We start from the raw sequence: 26570 nt of genomic DNA on the forward strand, positions 1-26570 counted from the left end.
GGGCCAGGCAGCAGGGAGCCCTGGTGGGTTGCCGAATGCTGGAGCAGCGGAAGATATGGGAAGGGGGCCGTCTCGATGCGGCAGGAGACCATCGCGCGGCCGGTGGAACTGGAAGGGAAGGGGATCCACTCGGGCCGGTGGAGCCGGATCCGCCTGGAACCGGCCCCGCAGGGCGGCGGCATCCGGTTCGTCCGCAGCGACCTTCCTGGGCAGCCGGTCATCCCCGCCAGCCCTGACGCGGTGGTGGCCACCCGCCGGTCGACCACCCTGGGGGTGGGCGAAGCCCGGGTCCAGACGGTGGAGCACCTCCTGGCAGCCCTGGCGGGGATGGGGCTGTGGCATGTGGAGGTGCAGGTCTGGGGCGAGGAACTGCCCGCCGGCGACGGGAGCGTGGCCACCTTCACCCGCCTTCTGAGTGAGGCGGGGCGGCGGGAGATCGAACCCGACGGGGAGGCCCTGCCCGTCCGGCCCATTCCCGCGCCGGTGCTGGTGGAGGAGGGCGGCGCGACCTTGGTCGCGCTGCCGCCCAGCGCGGACGAGGAGGCGACCCTGGCCCTCCGGTATGTTTTCCTGAGCCAGCACCGGAGCCTGGCCAGCCAGCAGTACAGCTTCCGCTTCCACCACGACGGGGATGAGCACCAGCCCTTCCTCCAGGAGGTGGCCCCGGCCCGGACCGTCGCCTTTCTGAGCGAGGTGGAGGCCCTCCGGCGGGAGGGGTTGGCCATGGGCGAGCCGGGGATGGCCGTGCTGGTCGGTGAGGAGAAGATCCTGACCGCGCTCCGCTTTCCCGACGAGGTGGCCCGGCATAAGTTGGCGGATCTCTTGGGCGACTTGGCGGTCCTGGGGCCGCTGGCCGGCACCGTGATCGGCATTGCCTCGGGGCATGCGTTGAACCGCCGCCTGGCCCAAACCCTTTCAGCGGTCTTTCAAGGAGGAGAGTCGGAATGAAGGCCATCATTCCCGTGGCGGGCGTAGGGACACGGCTGCGGCCCCAAACCCACACCGTCCCCAAGGCCCTGGTGCCCGTGGCGGGCAAGCCCATCCTGGCCCACATCTTGGATCGGCTGCTGCCTTTGGGGGTCGACGAGCTGGTCCTGGTGGTGGGCTACCTGGGTGAGAAAGTGGTCGAGTATGTGCGCGGGCGCTACCGCTTCCAGGTCCACGTGGTGGAGCAGCAGGAGCGCAAGGGCCTGGGCCATGCCATCCACCTCACCCGGCCGGTGGTGGCCGACGATGAGCCGGTGCTCATCGTCCTGGGCGACACCATTGTGGAGGCCGACCTGCAGCCGGTGGTCGCCGGGGGCCAGAACGCCATCGCGGTCCGCCGGGTGGAGGATCCCCGCCGGTTTGGCATTGCGGAGGTGGAGCACGGCCGGGTGGTCCGGCTGGTGGAGAAGCCCGATGAGCCCACCTCCAACCTGGCCCTGGTGGGCATCTACTACCTGACCCAGCCGGGGCTGCTCTACCGGGCCCTGGAGCGGGTGATTGAGGAGGGGCGGAAGGTCAAGGGCGAGTACCAGCTGACCGACGGGCTTCAGATCATGGTGGAGGAAGGGGCGGAGCTGACCACCTTTGAGGTGGAGACCTGGCACGACTGCGGCAACCCCGACACCCTCCTGGAGACCAACCGGGTCCTCCTGGAGCGGTCCCCGGGGTGGGCGGGGCCCTTCGAGGGCTCCATCATCCGGCCGCCGGTGGCCATCGACCCCAGCGCGGAGGTGCGGGCCTCCATCATCGGGCCCTACGTCTCCATCGGGGCGGGGGCGGTCATTGCCAACTCCATCGTCAGCGACAGCATCATCGGTGAAGGCGCCCGGGTGGACGGGGTGCTGCTCCGCCACTCCCTGGTGGGCGAGGAGGCCCGGGTCCAGGGGAGCGCGAGCCGGCTGAACATCGGGGACCACTCGGAGATTGTCATCGGCTCGGGAAGCGTGGACGAGCCGGAGCGGGGGCTGGTGCAGGGGTGAGCGTCGCCATCCATCCGACAGCCCAGGTCGACCGGCGGGCCGAGCTGGCCGACGGCGTGAAGGTCGGCCCTTATGCCATCATTGAGGGGCCTGTCCAGGTGGGGGAGGGGACGGAGATCGGCCCCCACGTGGTCATCTACGGGCCCACCCGCCTGGGACGCCGGAACCGGATCGGCGCGGGGGCGGCGCTGGGCCTGGCGCCCCAGGATCTGAGCTACCGGGGCGAGCCCACCGAACTGGTGGTGGGCGACGACAACGAGATTCGGGAGCATGTGACCATCAGCCGGGGGACGGTCAAGGGAGGCGGCGTCACCCGCATCGGCAACCAGTGCTACCTGATGAACGCCAGCCACGTGGGCCACGACGTGCAAATGGGCGACCGGGTGATCCTCACCGGCTACGCGGGCCTGGCCGGCCACAGCCGGATCGGGGACGGGGCGGTCATCGGGGGCATGGCCGGCATTCACCAGTTCGTCTCGGTGGGCCGGCTGGCCATGGTCGGGGGGTTGGCCATGGTCCGCCAGGACGTGCCCCCCTTCACCCTGGTGGCGGGCAACCCGGCGCGCGCCTACGGCTTGAACGTGGTGGGGCTCCGCCGGGCGGGCATGCCGGCCCAGACTCGGTCCTTGCTGAAGCAGGCCTACCGGCTGCTCTTCCGGTCGGGCTTGCGCCTGGAGGAGGCCTTGGCCCAGATTGAAGCCCTGGGGTCGGTCCCGGAGCTGGCCGAGCTGGTCGCTTTTGCCCGGGCTTCCCAGCGGGGGCTCGTGCGGGCGGGGGCGGACCATGACGACTGAGCGCGCGCCCCAGGGGGCGGATGAGATCCAGGGTGTGGCCATGGATGAGATCCAGGGTGTGGCCATCCTGGCGGGCAACGGGCGGCTCCCTACCGAGGCGGCCGCACGGCTCTGCCGGCTGGGCGCGCCGCCCCTGGTCCTCGCGGTGGGCCCTGAGGTGGATCCGGAGCTGCCCCAGTACGCCCGGGCCTACCACCGGCTGCCCGTGGGCCAGTGGGGGGAGGTGCGGCGGCTCCTGGTGGAAGGCGGGGTCCGCCGGGTGGCGCTCTTGGGTAAGGTGCCCAAGGTGAACCTCTACCATACGGCCATCGACCAGGCCCTGGCGGAGCTCCTGGCGGAGCTGCCCGCCCTCAACGACGACGCCATCATGCTGGCCCTGGTGGATGACCTGTTGCGGATGGGCTTTGAGATCCCCACCCAGGCGTGGGCCCTTCCCCACCTGCTGATGCCCGAGGGCCAGCTGACCCAGACGGGGCTCACCCCCGAGGAACGGCGGGACATCGGCATCGGCTTCCGGGTGGCGCGGGAGATCGGGCGGCTCGACCTGGGCCAGACGGTGGTGGTCAAGGACCGGGCGGTGCTGGCGGTGGAGGCCATCGAAGGGACCGACCCCTGCATCCTGCGGGGTGGGGCCCTGGGCGGTCCGGGGGCGGTGGTGGTCAAGGTGCGCAAGCCCACCCAGGATGCCCGCTTCGACCTGCCCACCATGGGCCTGGACACCGTCACCGTGGCCAAGCAGGCGGGGGTGCGGGTTCTGGCCCTGGAGGCGGGCGAGACCATCCTGGTCGACCGGGAGCGGGTGATCGAGGAGGCCGATCGGGCCGGGATTTGCCTGATCGGGGTGCGGGAGGAGAAGGCGACGACGTGGGGGGTGTGGCCCGGGTGAGGCGGGCGGACCGGAAGCGGATCATGATGGTGGCAGGCGAGGCGTCGGGCGACCTTCACGGCGCCGCCCTGGCGCGCGCTCTGCACGCCGCCGCGCCGGTCCGGCTTTACGGGTTGGGGGGGCCCCAGATGCGCCGGGCCCGGGTCCGGATCCTCTTCGACCCGACCCGCCTGGGGAGCATCGGCTGGAGCGAGTCCCTCCGCCGCTACCCCGTCTTCAAGCGGCTCTTCGTCCGGGTCTGCCGGATCCTGGAGCGAACCCGGCCCGACTGCCTGGTCCTCATCGACTCCCCCGCCTTCAACATGCGCCTGGCAGAGGTGGCCCACCAGCTGGGCATCCCCGCCGTCTACTACTTTGCCCCCACGGCCTGGGCCTACGGCCGCAGCCGGGCCGAGCGGGTGGCCCGGTCGGTCCGGAAAGTCTGCTCCGTCTTCCCCTTTGAGGCCCAGGTCTACCGGGAGGCGGGCGCCGATGTGGCCTACGTGGGCCACCCTCTGGTGGACGTGGTCGCCCGGGGCCTGCGGGATGAGGCGGCCCTCGCCGAGGCCCGGGAGCGCCTGGGGCTGCCCCAACCGGTGGACCGCCCGGACCTGGGAAGCCGGGAGGAGTCGGCCTCCCCGGCCCAGCCGGTGGTCGCCCTGCTCCCCGGGAGCCGGGAGCAGGAGATCCGGACCCTCCTGCCCGTCATGCTGGAGGCCGCCCACCGGTTCCGCCAGGAGGTTCCCGGCGCGCGCTTTCTTCTTCCCCTGGCGGAGAACCTGGCGGGCAGTCCGGTGGGCCAGTGGGTGGAAGACCGAGTGGCGGAGGCCCCCGCGCCCGTCCAGCTCCTGGTGGGGGAGAGCCTCCTGGCCTTGCAGCTGAGCGATCAGGCCTGGATCGCCTCGGGGACGGCCACCCTGGAGGCGGCCCTGGTGGGGGTGCCCCAGATCCTCCTGTACCGGGTCGCCACCTCCACCTATTGGATCGGCCGGATGCTCCTCCAGATTCCCAACATCGGCCTGCCCAACATCGTGGCCGGGCGGAAGATCATCCCCGAGCTGCTCCAAGGGGAGGCGACGCCCCGCCGCTTGGTGGCCGAGGCCGTCCGGCTGCACCGGGAGCCGGCCGCCCGGGAGGCCCAGCGCCAGGGGTACGCGACGGTCCGGGAACGGCTGGGCGAGCCGGGGGTGGTGGACCGGGTGGCCCAAATCGTCCTCCAGGTGGCCGGGGAGGCGGAAGGGGGCGAGGGGGCGCCTGCGCCTGGGAAGGGGCTCTCCCGACCGGGGGCAGAGCCCCGAGATGGAGCCGCCTCCCGGGGTGGGGATGAAGGTGGCGCCGGCCCATGACGGAGGTTGTGGTCACGGTCAACAGCCCCGGCGAGGTGGCCACCTGGCTTGAGCCCCTGGCCCGGGAGCTCCTGCCCCGGCTGGCCGACGGCCGGCTGACGGTGATGATCCCGCCCTGCACCTACGCCAGCGGCGCCGAGGCCCGGGTGGTCCGCTCCTTCCTGGGCGGGGACCCGCGGGTGGCGGTCTTGGAGCCCCAAGAGGTGCTGGGGTGGCTCCTCTTGGGCCGGCGTCCCCGGGGGTATGAGCCGGTGGGCCGCGGCGCGGTCCTCTTCCTGGGGGGCGACATGGTCTACGCCGCCTGGATCGCCCGGCGGTTGGGGTACCGGGCCCTGGCCTACACCGAGGGCCGGGTCCGGTGGACAGGAACGTTTGAACGTTTTCTTCTGCCCGATGAACGGGCGCTGGAGCGGGCCCTCAGGCGTCTGGGGGCCCAGGCCGAGGGGCTCCGGCCCCGCCTGGAGGTGGTGGGCGACCTGATGGTGGACGCGGCCCGGAGCCGCATCCCGCTGCCCCAGGTGCGGGCGTGGCTGGGCCTGGAGCCTGGAGAGCAGCTCCTCCTCCTCCTGCCTGGCAGCCGGGCGGCCGAGATCCACCTGGTCCTGCCCCTCTACCTGGAAGCTCTGGCCTGCCTGGCCGGGCCTTCGGGGCCCGATCCGGCGCGCGGCAAGCCGGGGCGGCCGTTGCGCGCGGTGGTCGCCCTCTCCCCCTTCGTGGACGGGGAGGAGGCCCTGGCGGTGGCCCGGTGGGCCCTCAGGCAGGCGGGCGGCTGGCGGGAGATGGGGGTTGAGGGGTCCTCAGCCGATCTTCCGGGGGTCCGGCGGGTGGTGCTGGCCGAGCGGGTGGAGGGGGGCCGGCCGCTCCGGGTGGAGCTGGTCCAAGGGGCCAGCCGGGAGCTGATGGCTGTTGCCGACTTGGCCCTCACCCTTCCCGGGAGCAGCACCGCCGAGATGGCCGCCTTCGGCCTGCCCATGGTGGTGGTCTTGCCCCTCCAGTGGCCCGAGAAGATCCCTTTGGAGGGCCTGCCGGGGCTGGTGGGCCGCCTTCCGGGGGTGGGGCCCGCGGTGAAGCGGTGGGCGGTCCGCCGGCTGGACCGGTCCATCGGCTTCGTGGCCCTCCCCAACCGGTGGGCGGGCCGGGCGGTGGTGCCGGAGCTGCGCGGGGTGGTCCGCCCCGAGGTGCTGGCCCGGGAGCTGGCCGGTTGGCTGGACGATGAGGCCCGGCGGGCCCACCTCCGCCAGGCATTGGAAGGGCTGCGAGGCGAGCCCGGAGCCGCCCAACGGGTGGCCGCCCGGGTGCTCACCCTGGCCCAGGCAGGGTTGGGGACCGGCGAGTCGGGCGGTCCCGATGTTCAGGAGGTTGTGTCATGATGCCGGCAACGGTCCCCACGTCGAAGATGACCCCCGTCCAGGCTCCGGCCGGTCCCCACCTTGACCGGAGGAGCGTGGCCCTCCGGCTCCTGGCCCAGATCCGGCCCCATCTGCGCATGGCCTTGGCCGGGCTCCTCTGCATGCTGGTGGTTTCGGCCACGGAGCTGCTCCTGCCGCTCATCTTCGGCCAGGGCATCGTCAACGAAGTGCTGAGCCCCCAAAGCTCCATGACCCGGGTCACGCAGCTGGTGCTGGTCCTGGTGGGTCTCATGACGGTTCGGGGCCTCTTCCGGTACGGCCGCAGCTACCTCCTGGGGTACACGGCCCAGCGCCTGGTGACCGATCTGCGCAGCCAGGTCCACCAGAAGCTTCAGGCCCTCTCCCTGGACTTCCACCAGCGGCACCGGACGGGCGAACTGGTCTCCCGCATCACCTTCGACACCACCCAGATCCAGCAGGGGGTGGCCAACGGTGTGGCGGACCTCATCGCCCAGCTGGCCACCCTAGCGGGCGTGGCCGTCATGCTCGTCTACCTGAATGTCCGCATGGCCGCGGTCAGCCTGGTGGTCTTGGTGGTGGCCGGCGGTGCCATCCACGGGTACGGGCGGCGGATCCGGCACGCCAGCCGGCGGGTTCAGGAGCGGATGGCCGACATCGCCGCCACCCTCCAGGAGATGCTGGGCGGCATCCGGGTGGTGAAGGCCTTCACCCTCCAGCGGCGGCTCCAGCGCCGCTTCGACGAGGAGAATGAGGCGGGCTTCCGGGCCCAGATGAAGTCGGTCCAGCTGGAGGCGACCATCACGCCGGTGGTGGAGCTTCTGACCGCCATCGGGGTGGCCGCCATCCTCTGGGTGGGGGGCTGGGAGATCCTCCACCAGCGGATGGACGCGGGGGAGTTCATGAGCTTCGTGGGGTACCTGGCCCTGGTGCTGGGCCCGGTGGGGGGGCTCTCCCGCACCTGGACCCAGCTCCAGCAGGCGGCCGCGGCCAGCCAGCGCATCTTTGAGCTGTTGGACGAGCCCGAACGGGTGGTCGAGCTGCCCCAGCCCCGGCGGCTCCGCCAGTGCCAGGGACGGGTCACCTTTGAGAACGTGTGGTTCGCCTATGAGCCCGGCCAGTGGGTCCTCCAGGGGATCGACCTGGAGGTGGCGCCCGGGGAGCGGGTGGCCTTGGTGGGCCCCAGCGGCGCCGGCAAGTCCACCCTGATCAACCTGATCCCCCGCTTCTACGACCCCGATCGGGGCGTGGTGCGCATCGACGGCATCGACGTGCGGGAGCTGGCCCTGGAGGACCTGCGGGGGGCCATCGGCCTGGTGCCCCAGGAGACCGTCCTGTTCGGGGTGAGCCTCCGGGAGAACCTTGCCTACGGCCGGCCCGACGCCACCTGGGAGGAGATCGTGGCCGCGGCCAAGGCGGCCAACGCGCACGACTTCATCGTGCAGCTGCCCCACGGGTACGACACCCGGGTGGGGGAGCGGGGGGCCACCCTCTCGGGCGGCCAGCGCCAGCGGATCGCCATCGCCCGGGCCCTCCTGCGGGATCCCCGGGTGCTCCTCCTCGATGAGGCCACCTCCTCCCTGGACGCCGCCTCGGAGCGGCTGGTCCAGGAGGCCCTGGAACGCCTCATGGAGGGCCGGACCAGCGTGGTGGTGGCCCACCGGCTCTCCACCGTGGTCAACGCCGACCGGATCCTGGTCATCGACGGGGGCCGGGTGGTGGAGGAAGGGACCCACGCGGAGTTGATGCGACTGGGAGGCCTCTACCGGGAACTTTTCGAAGCCCAGGTAGAGAAGGGGGTGGGGGCCTCTGGCTCGTGAAGCGCCGCAAAGGCTTTTGGTTCTCTCGAATGGACACGGGGAGGATCTCCTGGCCCGGACCCTGGTGCTGGCCCTCCTGGAGGAGGCCCAGGCCCGCCAGCTTCCCCTGGAGACCTGGGTCTTCCCCCTGGTGGGGGAAGGGCGGGCCTGGCAGACGACGGGGGCCGGGATCGCCCCCCCGCCGTGGCAGGTGGTGGGGGTGCAGGCGGCCATGCCCTCGGGCGGCTTCATCTTGGAGGGGAGCGGCGGGCTCTGGCGGGACCTGCGGGCGGGGCTCCTGGGCCTCATCCGGCGGCAGATGCGGAGTCTCCGGGAACTGGCGCCGGAGGTAGCCTGGGTGCTGGCCGTGGGGGATGTGGTTCCCCTGACGGCCGGTCTCCTGGTCGCCCGCCGGCCCGTCATCTTTGTGGCCACCGCCAAGAGCACCCGCATCCGGGGCTTTGGCCGGCCGGAGCAGGTCCTCATGCGCCGGGCCCGGCTGGTCTTCGCCCGGGATGGGGACAGCGCCCGGGCCTTGGCCGCCGCGGGCGTGCCCGCCCGGTACGCCGGCAACCTGATGATGGATGCCCTGGAGGAGGGCACCCTGCCGCCCCAGGTGACGGAGGGGCTGGTCATCGCCCTCATGCCCGGCAGCCACCAGGACGCCTACGGGAACCTGACGGTCATGGCCCGGGCGGCCCGGGCCATCGCCCGCCGGTGGTCCGAGCCCACCCGGTTCCTGGTCCCTCTGGCTTCGGGCCTGGACGAAGCCCAGGCGGTCCAAGCCCTGGCCGCGGCGGGCTGGGAGCCCGCCCCGGCGGCGGAGGCCTCCCCGGGTGGGGTGTGGCTCGCCCCCCGGGAGGGAGGGTCCGCCCGGCTCTGGCTCGCCTCGGGCCGCTTCGGCCCCATGGTCCGGGCCTGCCGTCTGGCGGTGGGCCTGGCAGGGACCGCCAACGAGCAGGCGGCCGGGCTGGGCAAGCCTGTGGTCGCCTTCCCGGGCCCCGGGTTCCAGGCGACCCTCACCTTCCTGCGGGATCAGCAGCGCCTCCTGGGGGAAGCGGTCGCCCTGACCGAGCCCGATCCCGAGGCCGTCGCCCGCGAGGTCTGCCAGATCCTCACCGACCCCCACCGGTACCGGCGCATGGCCGAGGCGGGCCGGGCGGTGATGGGCCAGCCTGGGGCCGCCGGGCGGATGGCCCGCCAGATCCTCGCGGCGCTCACCGGCGGGGAGGGTCCCTTCCGGGCGGTGGAGGAGGCGCCGGGCGGGCCGGAGGGAGGGGCAAGGACGTGAGAACCTTGGTGACGGGCGGAGCCGGTTTCGTGGGCGCCCATCTGGTGCGGGCGCTCCTGGATGCGGGGCACACGGTGGCGGTGCTGGATGATCTCTCCGCGGGGCGGGCGGAGCGGGTGCCGGCTGGCGTGCCCCTCTACCAGATCCCCTTGGAGGACAGGACGGCGGTGGACCGGGTGGTGGCCGAGGCCCGGCCCCAGGCCGTCTTCCACCTGGCGGCCCAGGTCGACGTGCAGACGGCCCTCCGGGATCCGCTCCAGGATCTGGCGGTCAACGTCACGGGAACGGTCAACCTGCTCGAAGCCTGCCGGAAGCACGGGGTGGAGCGGGTGATCTACGCCTCGTCTGCCGCGGTCTACGGCGCCCCGGCGGCCCTCCCCTTGGCGGAGGAGGCTCCCTGCCGGCCCCTCTCGCCCTACGGGGCGTCCAAGCTGGCGGCCGAGGGGTACCTCTGGGCCTACGGCCAGAGCCTGGGGCTGACGACCACCATCCTCCGCTACGCCAACGTTTACGGCCCCGGGCAGGAGGCCCGGGCCGAGGGCGGTGTGGTCGCCTCCTTCGCCGCCCGGATCGTCCAAGGCCAGCCGCCCCGCATCTTCGGCTCGGGTCACCAGACCCGGGACTTCATCTACGTGACCGATGTGGCCCGGGCCAACCTGGCGGCCCTGGAGGGACCGGGCGGGCTCTTCAACGTGGGGACGGGGCAGGAGGCAAGCATCCGGGAGCTGGCCCGTCTCTTCTTGGAGGAGGCGGGCTTGGCCCACCTGGAGCCGGTCTTCGAGGCGGCCCGGCCGGGGGAGATCGAGCGGAGCGCCCTGGATCCTCGCCGGGCCCAGGCCCAGCTGGGCTGGACGCCCCAGGTGGATCTCCGGGAGGGGGTGGCCCGGACCCTGGCCTGGGCCCGGGCGGGCAGCCCCATGGAGGCTGACGCCTTGTGCCGGCTGGCCGGAGGGCGGCCCCGGTGAGCCTCCAGGCCCAAGGGCTGGTCAAGGGGTACCGGGGCCGGGTGGTGGTCCGCTCCGTCAGCTTGGAGGTGGGGCCTGGGGAGGTGGTGGGCCTCCTGGGCCCCAACGGGGCGGGGAAGACGACCACCTTCTACATGATCCTGGGCCTGGTCCGGCCCGATGCGGGGACGGTCTTCTTGGACGGCCGGGATATCTCGAGGGTGCCCGTCTACCAGCGGGCCCGCCTGGGGCTGGGGTACCTGGCCCAGGAGCCCTCCATCTTCCGGCGGCTGACGGTGGAGGAGAACCTGCGGCTGATCCTGGAGCGGCTCCCTTTGAGCCGGGAGGAGCAAGAGGCCCGGGTGGAGCAGCTCTTGGAGGAGTTCGACCTGGTGGCCCTGCGGCGACAGCCGGCCGCCCTGCTCTCGGGCGGCGAAAGGCGCCGCTGCGAGGTGGCCCGGGCGGTGGCCGGGGAGCCCCGGTACCTGCTCTTGGACGAGCCCTTTGCGGGGGTGGACCCCATCGCGGTGGCCGAGCTCCAGGAGCTGATCCGCTCCCTCACCCAGCGGGGGATCGGCGTTCTCATCACCGACCACAACGTCCGGGAGACCCTGACCATCACCCACCGGGCCTACATCATGCACCAGGGGCACGTCCTGGTGGCGGGCACCGCGGAGGAGCTCCTGGAGAGCCCCGAAGCCCGCCGATTCTACTTGGGGGAGCGGTTCCGCCTGTGAAGCGCTTGGACCGGTACATCCTGAAAGAGCTGGCCGGGTCTGTCCTCTTTGGATTCGGCGCCTTCACCAGCCTCTTCCTGGCGGCGGAGATGGTCAACCTGGCCAGCCTGGCCGCCGACCTGAAAGCACCCGTGGGCGCGCTGGTCCGGGCCTTCCTCCTGGGCATCCCCCAGATCCTGGGCTGGACCCTCCCCATGGGGATCATGGTGGGGAGCCTCCTCACCCTCTCGCGGCTGTCGGCCAACTCGGAGATCGTCGCGCTCCAGGCCGGCGGCTACAGCCTCCGCCGGGTCACCCTGCCGGTGCTCGCCTTGGGCCTTGCCTTTGTGCTCATCGCCGTGGGGGTGAATGAGTGGCTCGCCCCCTGGGCCAACACCGAGCGGGAGCGGGTGATGGTGGAGCAGGTGCGGGGGCGGACCCTGCCCGTCGAGTCCCGGAATATCACGCTGGAGCAGTACCAAGGGGGGCGCCTCTCCTGGTTTCTGTACGCCGCCCGCTTCAACCCCACGGCCCAGACCATGCAGGATGTGACCATGATCCGTCTCGAGGACGGGCGGCCGGTGGAGACCACCTTCGCCCGCCGGGTGGTCTGGGTGGGCGACCAGTGGGCCATGGAAGACGGCGAGCGGTACCGGTTCGAGCCCGATGGCCGGGCGGTCCGCATCGCCTTCCAAGGGGGGCGCCAGCCTGCCGCCATCCCCTACCGGCCGGGGCAGGTGGCTCAGGGGACCAAGCCCCCGGAGCAGATGGGGCTCCGGGAGCTGGGGGCCTACATCCGGGTCCTGCGAGCCCAAGGGGTGGAGGCCCGGGCCCAGCGGGTGGAGTGGCACCTCAAACTGGCCATCCCCTTCGCCAGCCTGGTCTTCGCCCTTCTGGGCTCGGGGATGGGCATCCAATCCCACCGGAGCGCCGTTTCCGTCGGTTTCGGCCTTTCGGTGGGGGTCATCTTCGTTTATTATGTAGTTATGACCCTTGGCACAGCCCTGGCCAAATCAGGCAGCCTTCCCCCCGAGCTGGGTGCGTGGATTCAGAACCTTCTGGGGCTGGCTGTGGGAGGGGTTCTCTGGGCCCGGTTGGACCGGTAACCTGACGTGACCGGAAGGAGGAGGTGAGGGGCGATGCACGGGTGGCGGCTCATTCTGCTGTTGGTCATCATGGGCGGGGCCATCGCCTACCTGGGGGACCGGATCGGCCTCCGGGTGGGAAAGCGTCGCCTCACCCTCTTCGGGATCCGGCCCCGGTACACCTCCGTCATCATCACCATCCTCACCGGCGTGGTCATCACCGGGGCGTCGGTGGGGCTGCTCTCCCTGGCCTCCAACGACGTGCGGACCGCGCTCTTCCACATGGGCGAGATCCAGGAGGCCCTTGCCTCCACCCGGGAGCGGCTGGCCACAGTGGAGCGGGACCTGGACGCTCAGCAGGAGCGGCTGGCGGCCATCCTGGCCGAGCGGGACCAGGCGGTGCAGGAGATGGAAGAGGCGGTGGCCAGGCTGGAGGAGGCCCGCTCCCAACTGGAGGTGGCCCGGGAGTCCCTGGCCTTCCAAGAGGAACGGGTGAAGAACCTGACCCGGATCGGCCAGGACCTCCAGGCCCACGTGGACGAGCTCCAGGCCACCCGGGACCGGCTCCAGGAGCAGGTGGCCACCCTGACCCAGGAGTACCTCCAGCTCGCCTACGCCATGCGTTCGGGCCGGCTCACCTACCAGGCCGATGAGCTGGTGGGCGCCACCATCGTTGACGGCTCCCAGTCCATCGAGAAGGTCCAGGAGGCCCTGCTCGCCTTCCTCGACCGGGAGGAGCAGAAGGTCCGCCAGCGGCTGGAGCTGCCGGCTGAGCAGCCGGCCCTGGTCTTTGAGTCGGAGGATGTCTTCTACTACACGGCCCAGCAGATCGCCGCCCAGGGCGGCCGCTGGGTGGTCCGGGTGCGGGCGGTGAACAACACCTTTGCCGGCGAGCCCCTCTTGGCAGGTTTTGAGCTGATCCCCGAGGCGCGGGTCTACCGCCGGGGGCAGGTCGTCGCCCGCCGGACCATCGACGGCTCCAAGCCGGAGACGGTGGAGAGCGAGCTCCTGCAGCTTTTGTGGGATGTGAACGAGCAGGCCATCGAGGACGGCATGATGACCGACGAGCAGGGGCTGGTGGGCCAGGTGGCCAAGGCTGACGAGTTCCTCGAGGTGATCATCGCCGTCAAGGAGCGGGGCCGGCCCGTGGAAGTGGTGGCCCGGGCCCGGGAGGACACCTGGAACACCCGGCCGCCCCTGACGGTCACCTTGGAGCTCTCCTCTTGAGGCCTGGCCCGGGGCTGGCGGCCACCGCCCGTGGACCCAACGCCCGGCGGCCTGGCCCTGCCTGGGCCGGGTGACCCGGTGCGGGGGCGCCAGGGTCCGGCAGAGGGCCCAGGAGGTGGCAGGCCGGCGGGGCAGGAGGGCTTCCGCTCCCTCCCGAAGGGGGTTGGGAGCTTTGGCCGGGAGGACGAGGATGCCGTGTCGCCCCTGCACCGCCGGGTGCCCTGGACGTTGGTTGCCCTGCTCCTGATCCTCTCCCTCGGGGCCGGACTCGCGGCCGCTGGGAGCGACCCCTTCGCGCCCGTCCCCGCCGACCACTGGGCCTACTCGGCCCTGGAAACCCTCCAGCAGGCCGGTCTTCTTGAGAGCCCGTGGCTCGCTACCGGTCTTTCCTCCCTGACCCGCTACGAGGTGGCTGATCTTCTGGCCCAGGCGGCCGACGCCCTGGAGGCGGCGCCCGCCTCTTTCTCCCTGGAAGCCCAGGCCCGGGTGGCGCTCGCCTGGCTCTACCGGGTGGTGGCCCAGCTGGACCAGGCGGCCGCCCACCCAACCCTGCTCCCCTTGGACCAGCTCCAGGCCCTCCGCCAGCTCTCCTGGCTCAGCCCCACCACCACCCGTCTGAGCCGCCGGCTCGGCTCCGGGGCTTCTGGGGACGCCGCCGCTGTCCGGGTCCGGGAGGAGGCCCGGCGGGTCTACCAGCGGCTCCAGGAGCTGGTGCCGGCCGGGGTGGCCCTGGTCCAGCCGCCGCAAGAGGCGGGCCTGGAACGGGCCCTCGCCTACCGGATGGCTGCTGGGGGCCTCACCCCCGCGGAGCTGGCCGACCGGGTGGAGGTGACCAGCCGGGCCCTCCGCTCCCTGGGGCGGGCCTTCGAGGCGGAGCTGAAAGCCTTGGAGCCGCAGAGGGCGGGGAGCGTCGGGCCCGAGGCCCGCGCCCCGGCGGGCGTGGTCACCTTGGAGGAGCTCCGTCGGGCCACGGGGTTGGAGACCGATGAGGCCCGCATCCCCTTGGGCCAGGCGGGCGACCTGGAGGCCTGGCTGGGGGTTGACCCTTCTACCGATGCCCCCGGTGTCCAGCCCCAGGTGAACGTGGGCCTGGAGGCCGGCTCCGCCCGGCTCCATGCCGGCTGGCGCCTCCTCGACTTCTCCAGCCTCGATCTGAAGACGGGGTCCGGGGAAGCGGGGGTTCAGCTCCGGTTCTGACCCCACCCCACATTTTTCCACCCCTGTCTGGCCTTGCCAGCGAGGAAAGGGCGCCCCAAAGGGCGAAGAACCATCCAGCCAAGCAGGCAGGCACGCCTTTCACACTTGTCGCAACCCCTTCGCACCCGTGGAAGGAGTTTCCCGAAACGGCTCGAATACGGGCTTAGCTGCCTGTGTCCGTCCGCACAACCTGCTTGGCCACGAGGGGCGGGTCCCGGGGGATCGCATACGTGCTGGGTGTGTGCGATGGAACCTGCCCCACAGGGGCGCGCCGGTCTCGAGCTGGCAGGGCGAGGAAACGGCGGAGACTCGTCCTGTCCTTTCGAGTCCAGGGAGCGTCTCGGGAGAGTCAGACGGGGCGATGAGTACCTGAGACGAGGAGGTTTCCAAGAACCATGCGCAAAAAGGGCTTGGCGGCGCTCCTCGCCGGCCTGATGGTCCTGGCGTTGAGTGTGCCGGCGCTGGCACAGCAAAGACCCTTCCCCGACGTGCCGGCAAGCCATTGGGCGGCCGAGTCGGTGGAGTTGCTGAGGGCGGCGGGGTTGGTCATTGGCTACCCCGACGGTGAGTTCAAGGGCAACCGGCAGCTGACCCGGTATGAGTGGGCCATGATTGTCGCCCGTCTCGTCGACCGGCTCGATGCCATGGTGGCCAGCCAGGTCGATGCGGCCTACGCGGAGGTGGAGGCCAACGCGGTTGCCCGGGTCAACCAGGCCATCGCGGACCTGGTCGCCCGCCTGGAGGCTGGCGAGGCGGCCCAGCGGGCCTTCTACGGCGTGGAGCCGGCTGAGGTGGCCTCCATCGTCGGGTCGACCGGGCGGATCCCCCTGTCGGCCGCGGCCGAGTCCACCTTCGCCTCCCTGGCGGCCAACGTGATCGAGGCGTACCTGGCCTCTTACCAGCCGCCTGAGGAGCTGAAGGGTGACATCGAGGCCATGGTGGCCGACGCCCTCTCCGGGCTGGACAGCCGGGTCACCCGTCTCGAGGCTCGCACGCTGGTGGCCCAGCAGGACATCCGGGAGACCCGCCGGCTGATCGAGGAGACGGCCAACACCCTCAAGGGGAGCGTCCAGGCCCTGCTCGACGAGTTCCGGGCCGATCTGGATGCCCTGGGGGTCCGGGTGGCTGACCTGGAGGCCTGGCGGGCTGAGACCGACAACCGCATCACCGCGCTCGAGAGCCGCGTCGAGCAGCTGGAGCGGGAGACCGTCAACCTGAAGAACCGCATCGACATGACCCAGGCGACGGCCGACGAGGCCATCAACCGGGCCATGGCCCTGGAGCGGACCGTGGGCCAGGCCACCCGGAAGGCCCTGACCGGCGCCTATCAGCTCGAGTACCTCGGGGCCGATGAGAGCGGCTTCCTGGGCCAGGTGCAGCTGGTCGCCACCGAGGTGGCCGGCACCGACGCTTCGGCTCAGGTCGGTCTGGGCATGGTGGCCAGCGGCGATGCGGTGGGCACCCTGCTCAGCCTGGGCGTGACGGGCCCCATCGGCCGGGTGGACACCGGGGCTGAGTTGACCGTCTTCGATGCGGTGACCCGCTTTGACCTGAACGCTGGCCTCGACATGGGCATCCTCCGCTTCACCACCGGCGCCCGGTTCGTGAACGGCGTTGATCCTGCTAATCCGGGTCTGCGAGGGATCGTTCCCGGCTGGGCCCGTCTGGCGGAGGGCATGACCTACCACGTGGGCCTCGGCCTGCCGCTGGAGTGGCGTGCCTTCACCATCACCCCGGTGGTCGACGCGGTCATCGCCGACGCCGATCCGTCCACGGACGGCGCCGAGACGGGCATCGGCCTGGGGGCTGAGGTGGCCACCGCCTTCCTGGGCGGCGAGCTGAAGGGCCGGCTCGTCTACCCGGTGAGCGAGCAGGCGGCCCTGGCGGCGGCTGACAAGGCGGCTTCCTCCGTCAGCGTCAGCGTGCCCGTCGGCGCCCTCAAGCTCCTGGGCAGCGTCTCCACGGAGCTGGGCGTGGCCGATGGCGACGAGGCCATCACCATCTACGCTCTGGGTATCCGGGGCGAGTTCTAAAGGCGGCACGAAGCGACCGACATGGGCAGGATCCCCGCTTCGGCGGGGATCCTGCTTCTTGGTGGGGCGGAGGAGGGGGTGGGCCGGTGGTCTCGGCGGGAGCGGGGGAGTTGCCCTGCCTGCTCGCCATGGATCCGGGCCGGGCCAAGTGCGGCCTGGCCGTGGTCCAATGGGACGGGAGGGTGCTCGCCCGGGCGGTGGTCCCCTCGGAGCGGGCCCTGGCCCAGGCTCAAGCCTGGAGCCGGACCTACCGGCCCCGCTACCTGGTCCTGGGCGACGGGACCACGGGCCGGGCGTGGCGGGACCGCCTGGCGGGGGCCGAAGGGCTGCCGCCGGTGGTGCTGGTGGATGAGGCCCACTCCAGCGAGGAGGGCCGGCGCCGGTATGTGGAGCTCCACCGGCGGGGCTGGCGCCGGTGGGTGCCGGCGGGGCTCCTGACGCCCCCCGAACCCTACGATGACCTGGTGGCCGTCATCTTGGCAGAACGCTTTTTGGCCCGGGAGGGCCGCTCGGGGGACCCCTGAGGCCAGCAGGGTTTGGCTGGGTGACCGAGAAGTCTCTGGCAGGACAGAGGGGCAGGGGTCCGATGAAGGTCCGGTGGAGTCCCCTGGCCGCCGCCATGGCGCTCGTTTTGGCCCTTCCGGGTCTGGCCCTGGCGGCCGCGGGGGTTGAAGGGAACCAACTCTTTGCCGAGCTTCCCCCCCAGCATTGGTCGTATGGGGCCGTCCGGTCCCTGTCGGCCGCGGGGCTTCTCAGCGAGCCGCCCAAAGGGTTCGGCGGGCCGCTCACCGTGACGCGCCTGGAGATGGCCCTGGAGGTGGGCGAGGCCATGGAGCGCCTGGGCGTGGGCAAGGCCGAAAGCCGGGCCGTCTCCCTGCCCAGCCTGGTGGCCCGCTACAACCAGCAGGCCGACAAGCCCTTGGGCCTGGAGCAGATGCGTCTTCTGGAAGAGCTGGCCCAGGAGTTCTCCGTCGAGCTGAATGTGCTGGGCTACACCGTCATCCCATCCCCCCAGAGCCTCCGCCTTCCTGAGGCGGCCAAGCAACCGGCCTTCCCCGAGCTGGACGCGGTCTGGATCGATCTGGGCCAGGGCGGCGCCTTCACCTGGAGCCCGTCGGCCGCCCCCCTTCCCGAGGCGAGCCTGACCGAGGGGAAGCTCCCCTCGTGGCTGGAGCCCGAGCCGGCGGAAGGGAGCCAAGGCTTGGCCCTGGGCGCGCGCATCCGGCTCCTGCCGAGCCTCTCCTTGGAGGGGGAGGTGGCGCCCTGGGGTGAGAGCGCCGGGTACCGGGTGGGGGCAGGCATTGACCTGGGCGATGTGTACATCTCAGGCGGGTACGATGTGCCCACCCGTCCTGGCGAGGCGGAGCGGGGCGAGGGGAGCCGGAGCGACGACGGCCGGACCCGGTGGGGCCTCCGCTGGACGGCAGGGGATGCGGAGCTGACGGCCGCCTACGAGTTTGTCACCCTCGACCAGCTGGAGGTCCGAGGTGGGGCCGAGTTGCCCTCCCGGCTGGAGCTGGGGGTGGGGGTGACCACCCAAGGTGGGGCCATCCGGGTGGGCTGGAGCCGGGAGCTGCGGGACCGGCTCCCGGTCCAGAGCCTGGCCGGCGGTGAGACGGCGAAGGGCGAGCCGCCTGACGGTGAGACCGACGGGCCTGACGAGGGCGAGGGGATCCCGGCCGGGGGCCAGCTGGCCCGGGAGGTGAACACCACCTGGCGGCTCACCTACGATCTCTCCAGCGTCGCCTCCTTCACCTTGGGTTATCAGCTGATCGACTTCACTGCCGCGGCCGGCGAGACCCTGGAAGACGGCACCACCAGCGAGACCCGGGCCATCGCCGAGTTGACCCTTCGGTTCTGAGGGATCCGCTCGTTCTCGGGAGTGGGTTGGGAAGGGTGTGACGGCGGGGTGGGGCCGAGGGCGCGACCGGCGCCTGGCTTTGGGGGACGGGCCCGCGCGAGACGGGACGAGGAGGATGGGACCATGATGCAACGTCGCTTTCGGTGGCTGGCCGCGGTGCTGGTCCTGGGGATGCTGGCGGCGCCCGTGCCCGCCACCGCCCAGGAAGGGACCCCGCTGGCCCGCCTGGAGGCCCTGGAGGAGGCCGCCTACGGGCAGATCAAGCAGGGCTCGCTCCTGGCCCGGGTGGAGGCCCTGGAGCAGGATCTTTTGGGAACGGTTCAGCAGGGGGCCCTCCTCGACCGCCTGAGCCGGCTCAACGGCCTGTTCTACGCGCCGGCGAGCGACGGCACTTCGTTGATGATGCGCCTCAGTGCCGCGGAGTGGGTGCTCCTAGGGATGATGGGCAGCGGCGCGGTGGAACCCAGGATCCAGACCCTGGAGGAGCTCCTCCTCGGCGAGCCCCAACAGGGCTCCGTCTTGAGCCGGCTGGCCACCATTGCCCGGATGATCTGGCCGGACGGGGCGGTGAGCATTGCCCAGCGCCAGGTTCCCGCCGGCACCCGGGTGAGCCTCCGGTTGGAGGCGGAGGTGAACTCGGGCTCCGCCCGGGTGGGGCAGACCATCCCCTTCACCGTCCTCCGGGATGTGGTCGTCGACGGGGACCTGGTGATCCTGGCGGGCGCCCAGGGTGAAGCCCGGGTGTCGGAGGTGCAGGCGGCCGGCGCCCTGGGCCGGAACGGCAAGATCAGCCTGGACTTTGGCTCGGTCCCGGCCTTCGACGGTACCCCCGTGCCCCTGGGCCTCACCCAGCGGACGTCCAACTCAGGCTCGGAGGAGCTGGCGGCTGCCGCGGGCCTGACGGGGGTGCTCCTGGTGGGGGCGGCCACCACCGTCGTCTTGGCGCCCGTGGGCCTGGCGGCCGGGGCCCTGATCCAAGGCCAGAACGTGGTCCTGCCCGCGGGGACCGAGATGGTGGTGGAGGTGACCCGAGCCGTTCCTGTGACGGCCCTTCGGGGCCTCTGACAGGGCGCCGCGACAGCGGCGCCTTTTCTCTGCCCGGGGTCACGTTTTCCGAACCAGTCCAGGCGCACCGGAGATGGACCGATCCGGCAAGGGACTGGAAAGAGGATCGCTGGCGGCCTTGTCGAAAGGCGTGAACGGTCCTCGAGGTTCGGGAAACGTTGGATGATCCAAGATGCCTGTGGGGTCTTGACGGGGCATCTTGGATTGCCGTAGAGAAGAGGAGGCAGGGCCCGTGCCGGAACTGGAGCACGTCCCTGTGTCGCTGATCGACCCGGATCCCGGCCAGCCCCGCACCCGCTTCGACCAAGAAGCCCTCGACGGGCTCGCCCGGAGCTTGCGTGAGGTGGGTCAACTCCAGCCCATCCTCGTCCGGCGGAATGGGGATCGCTTCCGGCTGGTGGCTGGGGAACGCCGGTGGCGCGCCGCCCGGCAGTTGGGCCAAAAGGCCATTGCGGCGCTGGTTCTGGACCAGGGCCCGCCTGCCCAAGGAGGGGACAGGCTCCTCCAGCTGGCGGAAAACCTCCAGCGGGAGGACCTGGACCCCCTGGAGCGGGCCCGCGCGGTGGCCGCCCTCATGGAGGCCGAGGGCTTGAGCCAGAAGGCGGTGGCCGAGCGACTGGGTCTTCCCCGGACGACCATTGCCGACTGGCTCGACCTGCTGAAAGTGGAGCCCCGCTTTCAAGAGGCGGTGGTCGCCCAAGCCCGGGGGGAGGCGGGAGGGCTGAGCCTCTCCCACGTGAACGAGGCCTTGGCCCTGGCCAACGTCCGGGGCGACGAGGCCCTGGCCGGCCAGCTCCTGGACCTGGCCCTGGCGTCCAGCTTGAGCAAGGCGCAGATGCGCCGGGCCTGCCGCCTGCTCCGGGATCACCCGGAGATGGAGCCGGAGGAGGCGGTCCGGCGAGTTCTCCAGGAGGCTCGCCCCAAGACTCGGGCGGAGGTGCCGGAGCCGGGTACGCCGGAGGCCAACCTGCAACGCCTTTTGGTCTCGTTGGACCGATCCGCCTCCTACGTGGAGCAGCTGAGCCATGTCTCCTCCCGGTTCCTCCCGCCAGAACTCCGGGAGGCGCTGCTGGAACGATTTACTCGGCTCCACGAGGTCACGGAGAAGGCCTTGGAGCGGTTAAGCGCGTCGCCCCGGGAGGCGGCGCAGCAGGCCAAGGAGGAGCGGCGGGTCCGGCGGCAGGTGGAGCGCCGCCGGCAGAAGGAGCGGGCCCGGCGGCTGGCTTGAGCGGAGCCGGGCTGGGCTCCGGCACATGCTAGGCACAAAGCCGGACGCGATCGCGTTCAAGATGGGGCCGGAAAAGGCCGATGGATGCCGGTGAGACGAGGTTGTGCTCTGGAGCCTTCCCGGGGCTCGCGGAGGCGGGTCCAGTGGGAAGGGATCGGCTGCCGGTGGACGAAGGTCCGAAGGGAGAGCCATCCGGCGCGGCGTACCGGCTGGGGAAGACGACCGTCTCACCAACGACGGGGAAAGAGGTGGCCAGCTTGGCGTTACGGGTAGGGGTTGTCGGGGTCGGCAGCATGGGGAAGAATCACGCTCGCATCTACGCGCAGATGCCCGGTCGCGTCAAGCTGGTCGGAGTGGCCGACATCGATGCGGCCCAGGCCCAGCAGGTGGCCCACCTGTATGAGTGTGAGGCGTACACCGACTACCGGGAGCTTTTGGACCGGGTGGATGCGGTCAGCATCGCGGTGCCCACGTCCCTTCACTTTGAGACGGCGGCCCACTTTCTGGAGCGGGGGATCCACGTCCTCCTGGAGAAGCCCATGACCTCCACCGTCGAGGAGGGGGCCCGGCTTCTTCAGATCGCCCGCGCCAACGGCTGCACCCTCCAGGTGGGGCACGTGGAGCGGTTCAACCCGGTGGTGACGGAGCTGCAGCGGATCGTCCGGGAAGAGGAGATCACCGCGGTCAACATCCAGCGCCTCAGCCCCTACGACGGCCGGGTGGTGGATGCGGACGTGATCCTCGACCTGATGATCCATGACCTGGACATCCTCACCATGCTCTTCGGCCAGCCCATCCGCCCCATTGCGGGGATGGGCCGCTCCCTCCACAACCCGGAGCAGGTGGACTACGCGGTGGCCATGCTCCAGGTGGGGGATGAGACCCTGGCCACCGTGACCGCCAGCCGGGTGACGGCCAGCCGGGTGCGGCGGATGGAGCTTTCCAGCCCCAGCGCCTGGATCGTGGCCGACTACATCGAGCGCCGGATCACCATCACCCGGAACCCGATGGGCCGAGCTTCCCGGAACGGCACCTACCGGCAGAAGGGGGTCTTGGAGCAGATCTATCTGCCCGCCCTGGAGCCCCTGGCCGAGGAGATCCGCCACTTCCTGGAGTGCATCGAGACCCAGAAGCACCCCCTGGTCTCGGGTGAGACGGGCCTGGCCGCCCTCAAGCTGGTGGAGCACATCCAGCGCGACATTTACGGACGAGTTGCAGAAAGGGGTATGGCCGCTGCCCTCTGACGGAGTCGCTCCCATTCCCATCGCCAAACCGTTCCTGACCGAGCGGGAGTACGAGCTGGTCCGGGAAGTGCTCGACTCGGGCCAGCTCGCGGAAGGGTCGTACGTCCACCGGTTCGAGGAGGCCTTTGCCGCCGCCCAGGGCGTGCCCTACGTGGTGGCTACCAGCAACGGGACCACCGCCCTCCACACCGCCCTGCTGGCGGTCGGGGTCCGCCCCGGGGACAAGGTGTTGACCACGCCCTTCACCTTCATCGCCACCGCCAACGCCATCCTTTTCTGCGGGGCCCGGCCTGTCTTCGCGGACGTGTCCATGGAGACGGCCAACCTGGATCCGGCCTCGGTGGAGGCGGCTCTTAAGGCTGACCCCAGCATCCGCTACATGTTGGTGGTCCACCTCTACGGCCTGCCCGCGCCCATGCGGGAGCTGATGGCCCTGGCCGAGGCGTACGACGTCACCGTGGTGGAGGACTGTGCCCAGGCCCACCTGGCCACCCTGGACGGCCAGCCCGTGGGCACCTTCGGCCGGGCGGCCGCCTTCAGCTTCTACGCCACCAAGAACCTGACCACCGGTGAGGGAGGCTGTGTGGCCACCACCGACCCGGAGGTGGCCGAGCGGGCCCGCCTCATCACCCACCATGGCCAGACGGGCCACTACTTCCACGAGGTCCTCGGGTACAACTACCGGATGACCAACGTGGAGGCGGCCATCGGGCTGGGCCAGGTGGAGCGGATCGAGGCCATGACCGAAGCCCGCCGGGCCAACGCGGCGTTCTACACCCAGGCCTTCCAAGGCCACTCCTTTGGCCTGCCCGTGGAGCCCCCCGGGTACCGGCACGTCTACCATCAGTACACCCTCCGGGTGCCGGGGAAGAACGGCGAGCACCGGGACCAGCTGGCCGCTTTCCTCAAAGCGGAAGGGATCGGCACGGGGATCCACTACCCCCGGCCCCTCACCCGGCAGCCCTCCCTGGCGGGCCGGTTCGATGTGGTGGGTGACGGCGAGCTGCCCGTGGCGGAAGAGCTGGCTTCCCAGGTCCTCTCCCTTCCCGTCCACCCCCTGGTGAGCGAGGCGGACCGGGAGCGGGTGGCGGAGGCCGTTCTCCGCTGGGAGGCCCAAGCCCTCCGCTGATTCCACTCACCTAAGCCCACCAACACCGCGGATCCGAGGCAAGCGGATTCGAGGCAGAGTCGAAAGGGAGGGGCGCCCGTCAAGCGGGCGCCCCCTGTCCCAGACCCTCTTCACCCAACTCGCCCGGCACCACACTGCGGGTGCGTCCCACCGTGGCCAGCACCGCCTTCTGGGGGAAGCGCTCCCGGAAGAGGCGGTAGTAGAGGAGCTCTTCCCGGGAGCGGACGAGGGGCATCCCCGTCTGGCGGGAAGCGGCCTGCTGCTGGGCCCGCCGGAGCGCCTCGGCCGAGATGCGGCGGGCCGCGATGGCCTGGAGGACCTGGCTGGTTCCGGTCCCGTGGGCGAACTTGGCCTTCTTCCGGGCGACCACCGAGGCGGGCAGGAGCCCTTCGGCCGCCTTGCGCAGGACCCACTTCTCCACGGGCTCCGACCCCCGCAGCTTGACCGACGGGTCCAGGCGGAAAGCCCAGCGGACCACCTCCAGGTCCAGGAAGGGGACCCGGGCCTCCAGACTGTGGGCCATGGTCATCCGGTCCACCCGTTGGAGGTTGGTGTTGTGGAGCGCGGCCGTCACCGCCCGCAGCTCCCGCTGGAGCCGCTGGCGGTCCAGCCGGCGGAGGTAGGCGTAGCCGGCGAAGAGCTCGTCGGCGCCCTCGCCGGAGAGGACCACCTTCACGTGCTGGCGGGCCAGGCGCGCCGCGAAGTAGGTGGGGATCGCGCTCCGGACCAGGGCGGGATCGTAGGATTCCAGGTGGGCGATGACCGTGGGGAGGGCCTCTTCCAGGTCGGCCTCGTCGTAGGCGTACTCATGGTGGACGGTCTCCAGGGCCTCGGCCACCCGGGCCGCGTAGCGGAGGTCGTCGGAGCCAGCCAGTCCCACCGCGAAGGAATGGAGCTGGCGGGAGGTGAGCTGGCGGGCCAGGGCGGCGATGAGGCTGGAGTCGAGGCCGCCCGAGAGGAAGACGCCCACGGGCACCCGGGCGAGCAGTCGCTTCTCCACCGCCCGGCGGAGCCGCTCCCGCACCCCGGCGACCGCGGCCTGGGGATCGGTGATGTCCGGCGGGGCGGTGGGCACGTCCCAGTAGGGCTGGGCTTGGTCGGCGAGGCAGGTCAGCGGCTGGGAGGGTTCCTGGACCGCCCGGACCAGGCAAGAACCCTGGGGAAACTCCTCCACCTGGTCCGTCGCCGCCAAGAGCCCGCCCAACTCCGAGGCGAAGTAGAGGGTCCCGCCCTGGAGCCCTCCGTAGAGGGGCTTGATGCCCAGGGGATCCCGGGCCAGGAAGAAGCGGCCCGCCCGCCGGTCGTAGAGGGCGATGGCGAAGACCCCATCCAGGCGGGTGACCAGCTCGGGGCCGTGCTCCTCCCAGAGATGGACCACCACCTCGGTGTCGCCCCGGCTCCGGAAGGTGTGGCCGTGGGCCTGGAGCCGGGCCCTCAGTTCCCGGAAGTTGTAGATTTGACCATCGACCACGGCGATGACGGCCCCGTCCTCGTTCCTCAGGGGGAGCGGGCCTGGCGTCCGCTCCATGGTGGTGAGCCGGTTCTGGCCCAGGACCACCTCCTCCGACGCCCAAAAACCTTCCTGATCGGGGCCGCGGTGGCGCATGTGGGTGAGCATGCGCCGGACCGTGGATGGGTCGGGGCTGCCCAAGCCCCCTACAATGCCTGACATGGGGCGACTGCCTCCTCTCGTCATGGTCGTGGGGCATCTCTGCCCGTGTGGGGAAAAGGGAGGAGGGGGCTACGCCCCCTCCGTCTCAAGACCGGGCCGACGCCCGTTGGAGGATCCGGTCCACCCGCTCCCGTTCGGTCAGGATCCGTCCGGAGTCGGGGTCGACGGCCACGATCTTGCCGTCCACAGGCTGGGTGACCAGCTCGCCCCGGACCTCCGGTGCCGGGTTGCCGGCAAAGTGGGGCGTGTCCAGAAGCCCGATGGTGACCGCCCGGGTGAGGGTGTCAGCATCGGTGAAGGGATCCTCGACGCCCGGCGGCGCGAGGGAGGCAATGGCGTCCAAGAGGACCTGGGCCTCGGCCAGGAGCTCCTCCTTGCGGGCCTGGACCCGGGGGTCGGCCGTCATGTCCGGCGCGCCGCCCAGGAAGTCCCGCACCACACCCCGGGCGATGCGGCAGCTCTCGATGATCTCGGGCGCGGTGGCCGCATGGTCGGCCTCGCTGTAGGCCACCACGTGGAGGATGTGGGGCTTGAGGGCCATCTGCAGGAAGATGGAGGCGGCCATGTGGCCCTTCGCCTCGTCCAGGTTGGGCGGGTGGGAGCGCAGGCCCACCCGGGTCTCCCGGAAGACCTCGAAGGTTTCATCCTGGAGGGACTCGATCAGCTCCACCTTGGCCAGCATCTTGGCCAGGTCCATGGCGAACGAGGTCTCCGGCGGGGTGTTGAACATGTACTGGGCCACGTAGTGGCGCACCCCTGCCGCCTTGGCGTTGCGCGCGGCCAAGTAGGCCATCACCACGGCGATGGTGTCGTGGGCATCCCGCAGGCTCCAGTGGTGGGACTCGTTCATCTCAACGGGGATGCCCCGGGAGGCGTGCCACCGCATGACCTCCTGGGCCTCCAGGATCGTCTCCCGCAAAGACCGGTCCGACCGGCCGTCCAGAACGCTGTACCAGGTGAGGGGGATGGCGCCCCAGGCCAGGTTGATGGTCTCGTGGAGCACCTCGGCCATGCGGATCAGGTTGCGGGTGCCCGCATAGGAGCGCATCAAGGGGTAGTTGCCCGTGCGGGAGGCCTCATAAAGCGCCCGGAACTGCTCGGGCGTCCGCACCGGCACCCCGCCCGCGCCGTCCTGCTTGGGGTCCGCCTCCTCGGGGTGGAAGAAGTGCTCCTGGGTGTTCTGGTCCACCCCCAGGGAGATGACGTCCAGGGTCTCCGACTCGGCCAGCAGCCGGACGCCCTCGAGGGTCTCCTCGAAGGAGGGCTGCCCGTAGTGATGGCGGATGATGGGCTCCGGGGCGCGGAACGCGATCCGCTCGGGGAGGGTCTGAGGCCAGGAGACCTGCCGTTCTTCCAGAGGCACACCCCGGAAGTAGGCCAGCACCGCCTCGGGGCCCTCGGTGCCGTCGAAGGCCCGTTCGAAGAGGGGAAGCCGCTCGGCAATCCGGCAGACGGGTGGCGTGCCGCCGAAGACGAAGCGCCGGCGGCTCAAGCCCGCCTCCTGGACCAGGCGCTGGAAGTGGCGCAAGACATTGGCCCCCGCCTGGGGCGAGAGCCGGTAGCTGATGGCCACCAGGTCAGGGTCATGCTCCCGGATCGCGTCGACCACCCGCTCTGGGGCGACGGCCGGGCCCAGCATGATGGTCTCGAAGCCGGCCTCGCGCGCGATGCGGATGACCGCGTGGAGGCCCGCCACGTGGACACAGTCGCCGATGGCCGCGGCCAGCATCAAGCGGGGCC

At 71.3% G+C, this 26570-nt stretch carries 22 protein-coding genes; 20 read left to right on the forward strand and 2 right to left on the reverse strand.

Going from position 1 to position 26570, the window contains the following annotated elements:
• Positions 1-75 precede the first annotated feature (75 nt).
• The 20 genes from lpxC to FWJ67_RS00740 all read left to right on the forward strand — a co-directional run bounded on the left by lpxC (position 76) and on the right by FWJ67_RS00740 (position 23158).
• On the forward strand, positions 76-948 hold the full coding sequence (gene lpxC, locus FWJ67_RS00645; protein WP_304172179.1) for a UDP-3-O-acyl-N-acetylglucosamine deacetylase: 873 nt from the start codon (positions 76-78) through the stop codon (positions 946-948).
• Positions 945-1967: a sugar phosphate nucleotidyltransferase gene (locus FWJ67_RS00650; RefSeq protein WP_304172177.1), complete on the forward strand. Its 1023-nt coding sequence runs from the start codon at positions 945-947 to the stop codon at positions 1965-1967. Before lpxC ends, FWJ67_RS00650 begins: the two co-directional genes overlap by 4 nt.
• Positions 1964-2761: an acyl-ACP--UDP-N-acetylglucosamine O-acyltransferase gene (gene lpxA, locus FWJ67_RS00655; protein ID WP_304172175.1), complete on the forward strand. Its 798-nt coding sequence runs from the start codon at positions 1964-1966 to the stop codon at positions 2759-2761. The genes FWJ67_RS00650 and lpxA overlap by 4 nt, the downstream gene beginning before the upstream one ends.
• Positions 2751-3647: an LpxI family protein gene (locus FWJ67_RS00660; protein ID WP_304172173.1), complete on the forward strand. Its 897-nt coding sequence runs from the start codon at positions 2751-2753 to the stop codon at positions 3645-3647. Before lpxA ends, FWJ67_RS00660 begins: the two co-directional genes overlap by 11 nt.
• On the forward strand, positions 3626-4972 hold the full coding sequence (gene lpxB / locus FWJ67_RS00665; RefSeq protein ID WP_304172171.1) for a lipid-A-disaccharide synthase: 1347 nt from the start codon (positions 3626-3628) through the stop codon (positions 4970-4972). Before FWJ67_RS00660 ends, lpxB begins: the two co-directional genes overlap by 22 nt.
• Positions 4969-6342 (forward strand): hypothetical protein, encoded by a 1374-nt coding sequence (locus FWJ67_RS00670; RefSeq protein WP_304172169.1) that lies wholly within the window; start codon positions 4969-4971, stop codon positions 6340-6342. The genes lpxB and FWJ67_RS00670 overlap by 4 nt, the downstream gene beginning before the upstream one ends.
• Positions 6339-8159, forward strand: coding sequence for an ABC transporter ATP-binding protein (locus tag FWJ67_RS00675; RefSeq protein WP_304172167.1), 1821 nt, complete (start codon positions 6339-6341; stop codon positions 8157-8159). Before FWJ67_RS00670 ends, FWJ67_RS00675 begins: the two co-directional genes overlap by 4 nt.
• A gap of 16 nt (positions 8160-8175) precedes the next feature.
• Positions 8176-9429: a lipid-A-disaccharide synthase-related protein gene (locus FWJ67_RS00680; RefSeq protein WP_304172165.1), complete on the forward strand. Its 1254-nt coding sequence runs from the start codon at positions 8176-8178 to the stop codon at positions 9427-9429.
• Entirely contained in the window at positions 9426-10394 is a 969-nt protein-coding gene (locus tag FWJ67_RS00685) for an NAD-dependent epimerase/dehydratase family protein (RefSeq protein ID WP_414481800.1), read from the forward strand. Before FWJ67_RS00680 ends, FWJ67_RS00685 begins: the two co-directional genes overlap by 4 nt.
• Positions 10391-11110, forward strand: coding sequence for an LPS export ABC transporter ATP-binding protein (lptB, locus tag FWJ67_RS00690; RefSeq protein WP_304172161.1), 720 nt, complete (start codon positions 10391-10393; stop codon positions 11108-11110). The genes FWJ67_RS00685 and lptB overlap by 4 nt, the downstream gene beginning before the upstream one ends.
• A complete protein-coding gene (locus FWJ67_RS00695; protein WP_304172159.1) occupies positions 11107-12195 on the forward strand; it encodes an LptF/LptG family permease in 1089 nt (362 codons plus the stop codon). Before lptB ends, FWJ67_RS00695 begins: the two co-directional genes overlap by 4 nt.
• A gap of 33 nt (positions 12196-12228) precedes the next feature.
• Complete coding sequence (locus FWJ67_RS00700; RefSeq protein ID WP_304172157.1) at positions 12229-13401, forward strand: DUF3084 domain-containing protein; 1173 nt, start codon at positions 12229-12231, stop codon at positions 13399-13401.
• 195 nt (positions 13402-13596) lie between these two features.
• A complete protein-coding gene (locus FWJ67_RS00705; protein WP_304172155.1) occupies positions 13597-14598 on the forward strand; it encodes a hypothetical protein in 1002 nt (333 codons plus the stop codon).
• A 395-nt stretch (positions 14599-14993) separates the two neighbouring features.
• On the forward strand, positions 14994-16631 hold the full coding sequence (locus FWJ67_RS00710) for an S-layer homology domain-containing protein (protein ID WP_414482518.1): 1638 nt from the start codon (positions 14994-14996) through the stop codon (positions 16629-16631).
• Positions 16632-16717: 86 nt separating this feature from the next.
• On the forward strand, positions 16718-17155 hold the full coding sequence (locus FWJ67_RS00715; RefSeq protein WP_304172151.1) for a hypothetical protein: 438 nt from the start codon (positions 16718-16720) through the stop codon (positions 17153-17155).
• A 62-nt stretch (positions 17156-17217) separates the two neighbouring features.
• Positions 17218-18492 carry a hypothetical protein gene (locus tag FWJ67_RS00720; RefSeq protein ID WP_304172149.1) on the forward strand — a complete coding sequence of 425 codons (1275 nt, stop codon included), beginning with the start codon at positions 17218-17220 and terminating at the stop codon, positions 18490-18492.
• A gap of 126 nt (positions 18493-18618) precedes the next feature.
• On the forward strand, positions 18619-19557 hold the full coding sequence (locus FWJ67_RS00725) for a hypothetical protein (protein WP_304172147.1): 939 nt from the start codon (positions 18619-18621) through the stop codon (positions 19555-19557).
• A 232-nt stretch (positions 19558-19789) separates the two neighbouring features.
• Positions 19790-20785: a ParB/RepB/Spo0J family partition protein gene (locus tag FWJ67_RS00730; protein ID WP_304172145.1), complete on the forward strand. Its 996-nt coding sequence runs from the start codon at positions 19790-19792 to the stop codon at positions 20783-20785.
• A gap of 257 nt (positions 20786-21042) precedes the next feature.
• Entirely contained in the window at positions 21043-22029 is a 987-nt protein-coding gene (locus tag FWJ67_RS00735; protein WP_304172143.1) for a Gfo/Idh/MocA family protein, read from the forward strand.
• Complete coding sequence (locus tag FWJ67_RS00740) at positions 21998-23158, forward strand: DegT/DnrJ/EryC1/StrS family aminotransferase (protein WP_304172141.1); 1161 nt, start codon at positions 21998-22000, stop codon at positions 23156-23158. The genes FWJ67_RS00735 and FWJ67_RS00740 overlap by 32 nt, the downstream gene beginning before the upstream one ends.
• A gap of 79 nt (positions 23159-23237) precedes the next feature.
• On the opposite strand, the gene asnB is transcribed toward FWJ67_RS00740, so the two are convergent.
• A complete protein-coding gene (asnB, locus tag FWJ67_RS00745) occupies positions 23238-24830 on the reverse strand; it encodes an asparagine synthase B (RefSeq protein ID WP_414481797.1) in 1593 nt (530 codons plus the stop codon).
• An 85-nt stretch (positions 24831-24915) separates the two neighbouring features.
• Positions 24916-26559, reverse strand: coding sequence for a cobalamin B12-binding domain-containing protein (locus FWJ67_RS00750; RefSeq protein ID WP_414481831.1), 1644 nt, complete (start codon positions 26557-26559; stop codon positions 24916-24918).
• Positions 26560-26570: the final 11 nt, after the last annotated feature.

The sequence above is a fragment of the Limnochorda sp. genome (genome assembly GCF_047459355.1).
Lineage (GTDB): Bacteria > Bacillota > Limnochordia > Limnochordales > Limnochordaceae > Limnochorda.

Bases quoted from the DNA above. Each gene is read 5' to 3' on its own strand.
- lpxC (WP_304172179.1), top strand. From the start codon at position 76: ATGCGGCAGGAGACCATCGCGCGGCCGGTGGAACTGGAAGGGAAGGGG.
- FWJ67_RS00650 (WP_304172177.1), top strand. From the start codon at position 945: ATGAAGGCCATCATTCCCGTGGCGGGCGTAGGGACACGGCTGCGGCCC.
- FWJ67_RS00660 (WP_304172173.1), top strand. From the start codon at position 2,751: ATGACGACTGAGCGCGCGCCCCAGGGGGCGGATGAGATCCAGGGTGTG.
- FWJ67_RS00670 (WP_304172169.1), top strand. From the start codon at position 4,969: ATGACGGAGGTTGTGGTCACGGTCAACAGCCCCGGCGAGGTGGCCACC.
- FWJ67_RS00675 (WP_304172167.1), top strand. From the start codon at position 6,339: ATGATGCCGGCAACGGTCCCCACGTCGAAGATGACCCCCGTCCAGGCT.
- FWJ67_RS00700 (WP_304172157.1), top strand. From the start codon at position 12,229: ATGCACGGGTGGCGGCTCATTCTGCTGTTGGTCATCATGGGCGGGGCC.
- FWJ67_RS00710 (WP_414482518.1), top strand. From the start codon at position 14,994: ATGCGCAAAAAGGGCTTGGCGGCGCTCCTCGCCGGCCTGATGGTCCTG.
- FWJ67_RS00720 (WP_304172149.1), top strand. From the start codon at position 17,218: ATGAAGGTCCGGTGGAGTCCCCTGGCCGCCGCCATGGCGCTCGTTTTG.
- FWJ67_RS00725 (WP_304172147.1), top strand. From the start codon at position 18,619: ATGCAACGTCGCTTTCGGTGGCTGGCCGCGGTGCTGGTCCTGGGGATG.
- asnB (WP_414481797.1), bottom strand. From the start codon at position 24,830: ATGTCAGGCATTGTAGGGGGCTTGGGCAGCCCCGACCCATCCACGGTC.
- FWJ67_RS00750 (WP_414481831.1), bottom strand. From the start codon at position 26,559: ATGCTGGCCGCGGCCATCGGCGACTGTGTCCACGTGGCGGGCCTCCAC.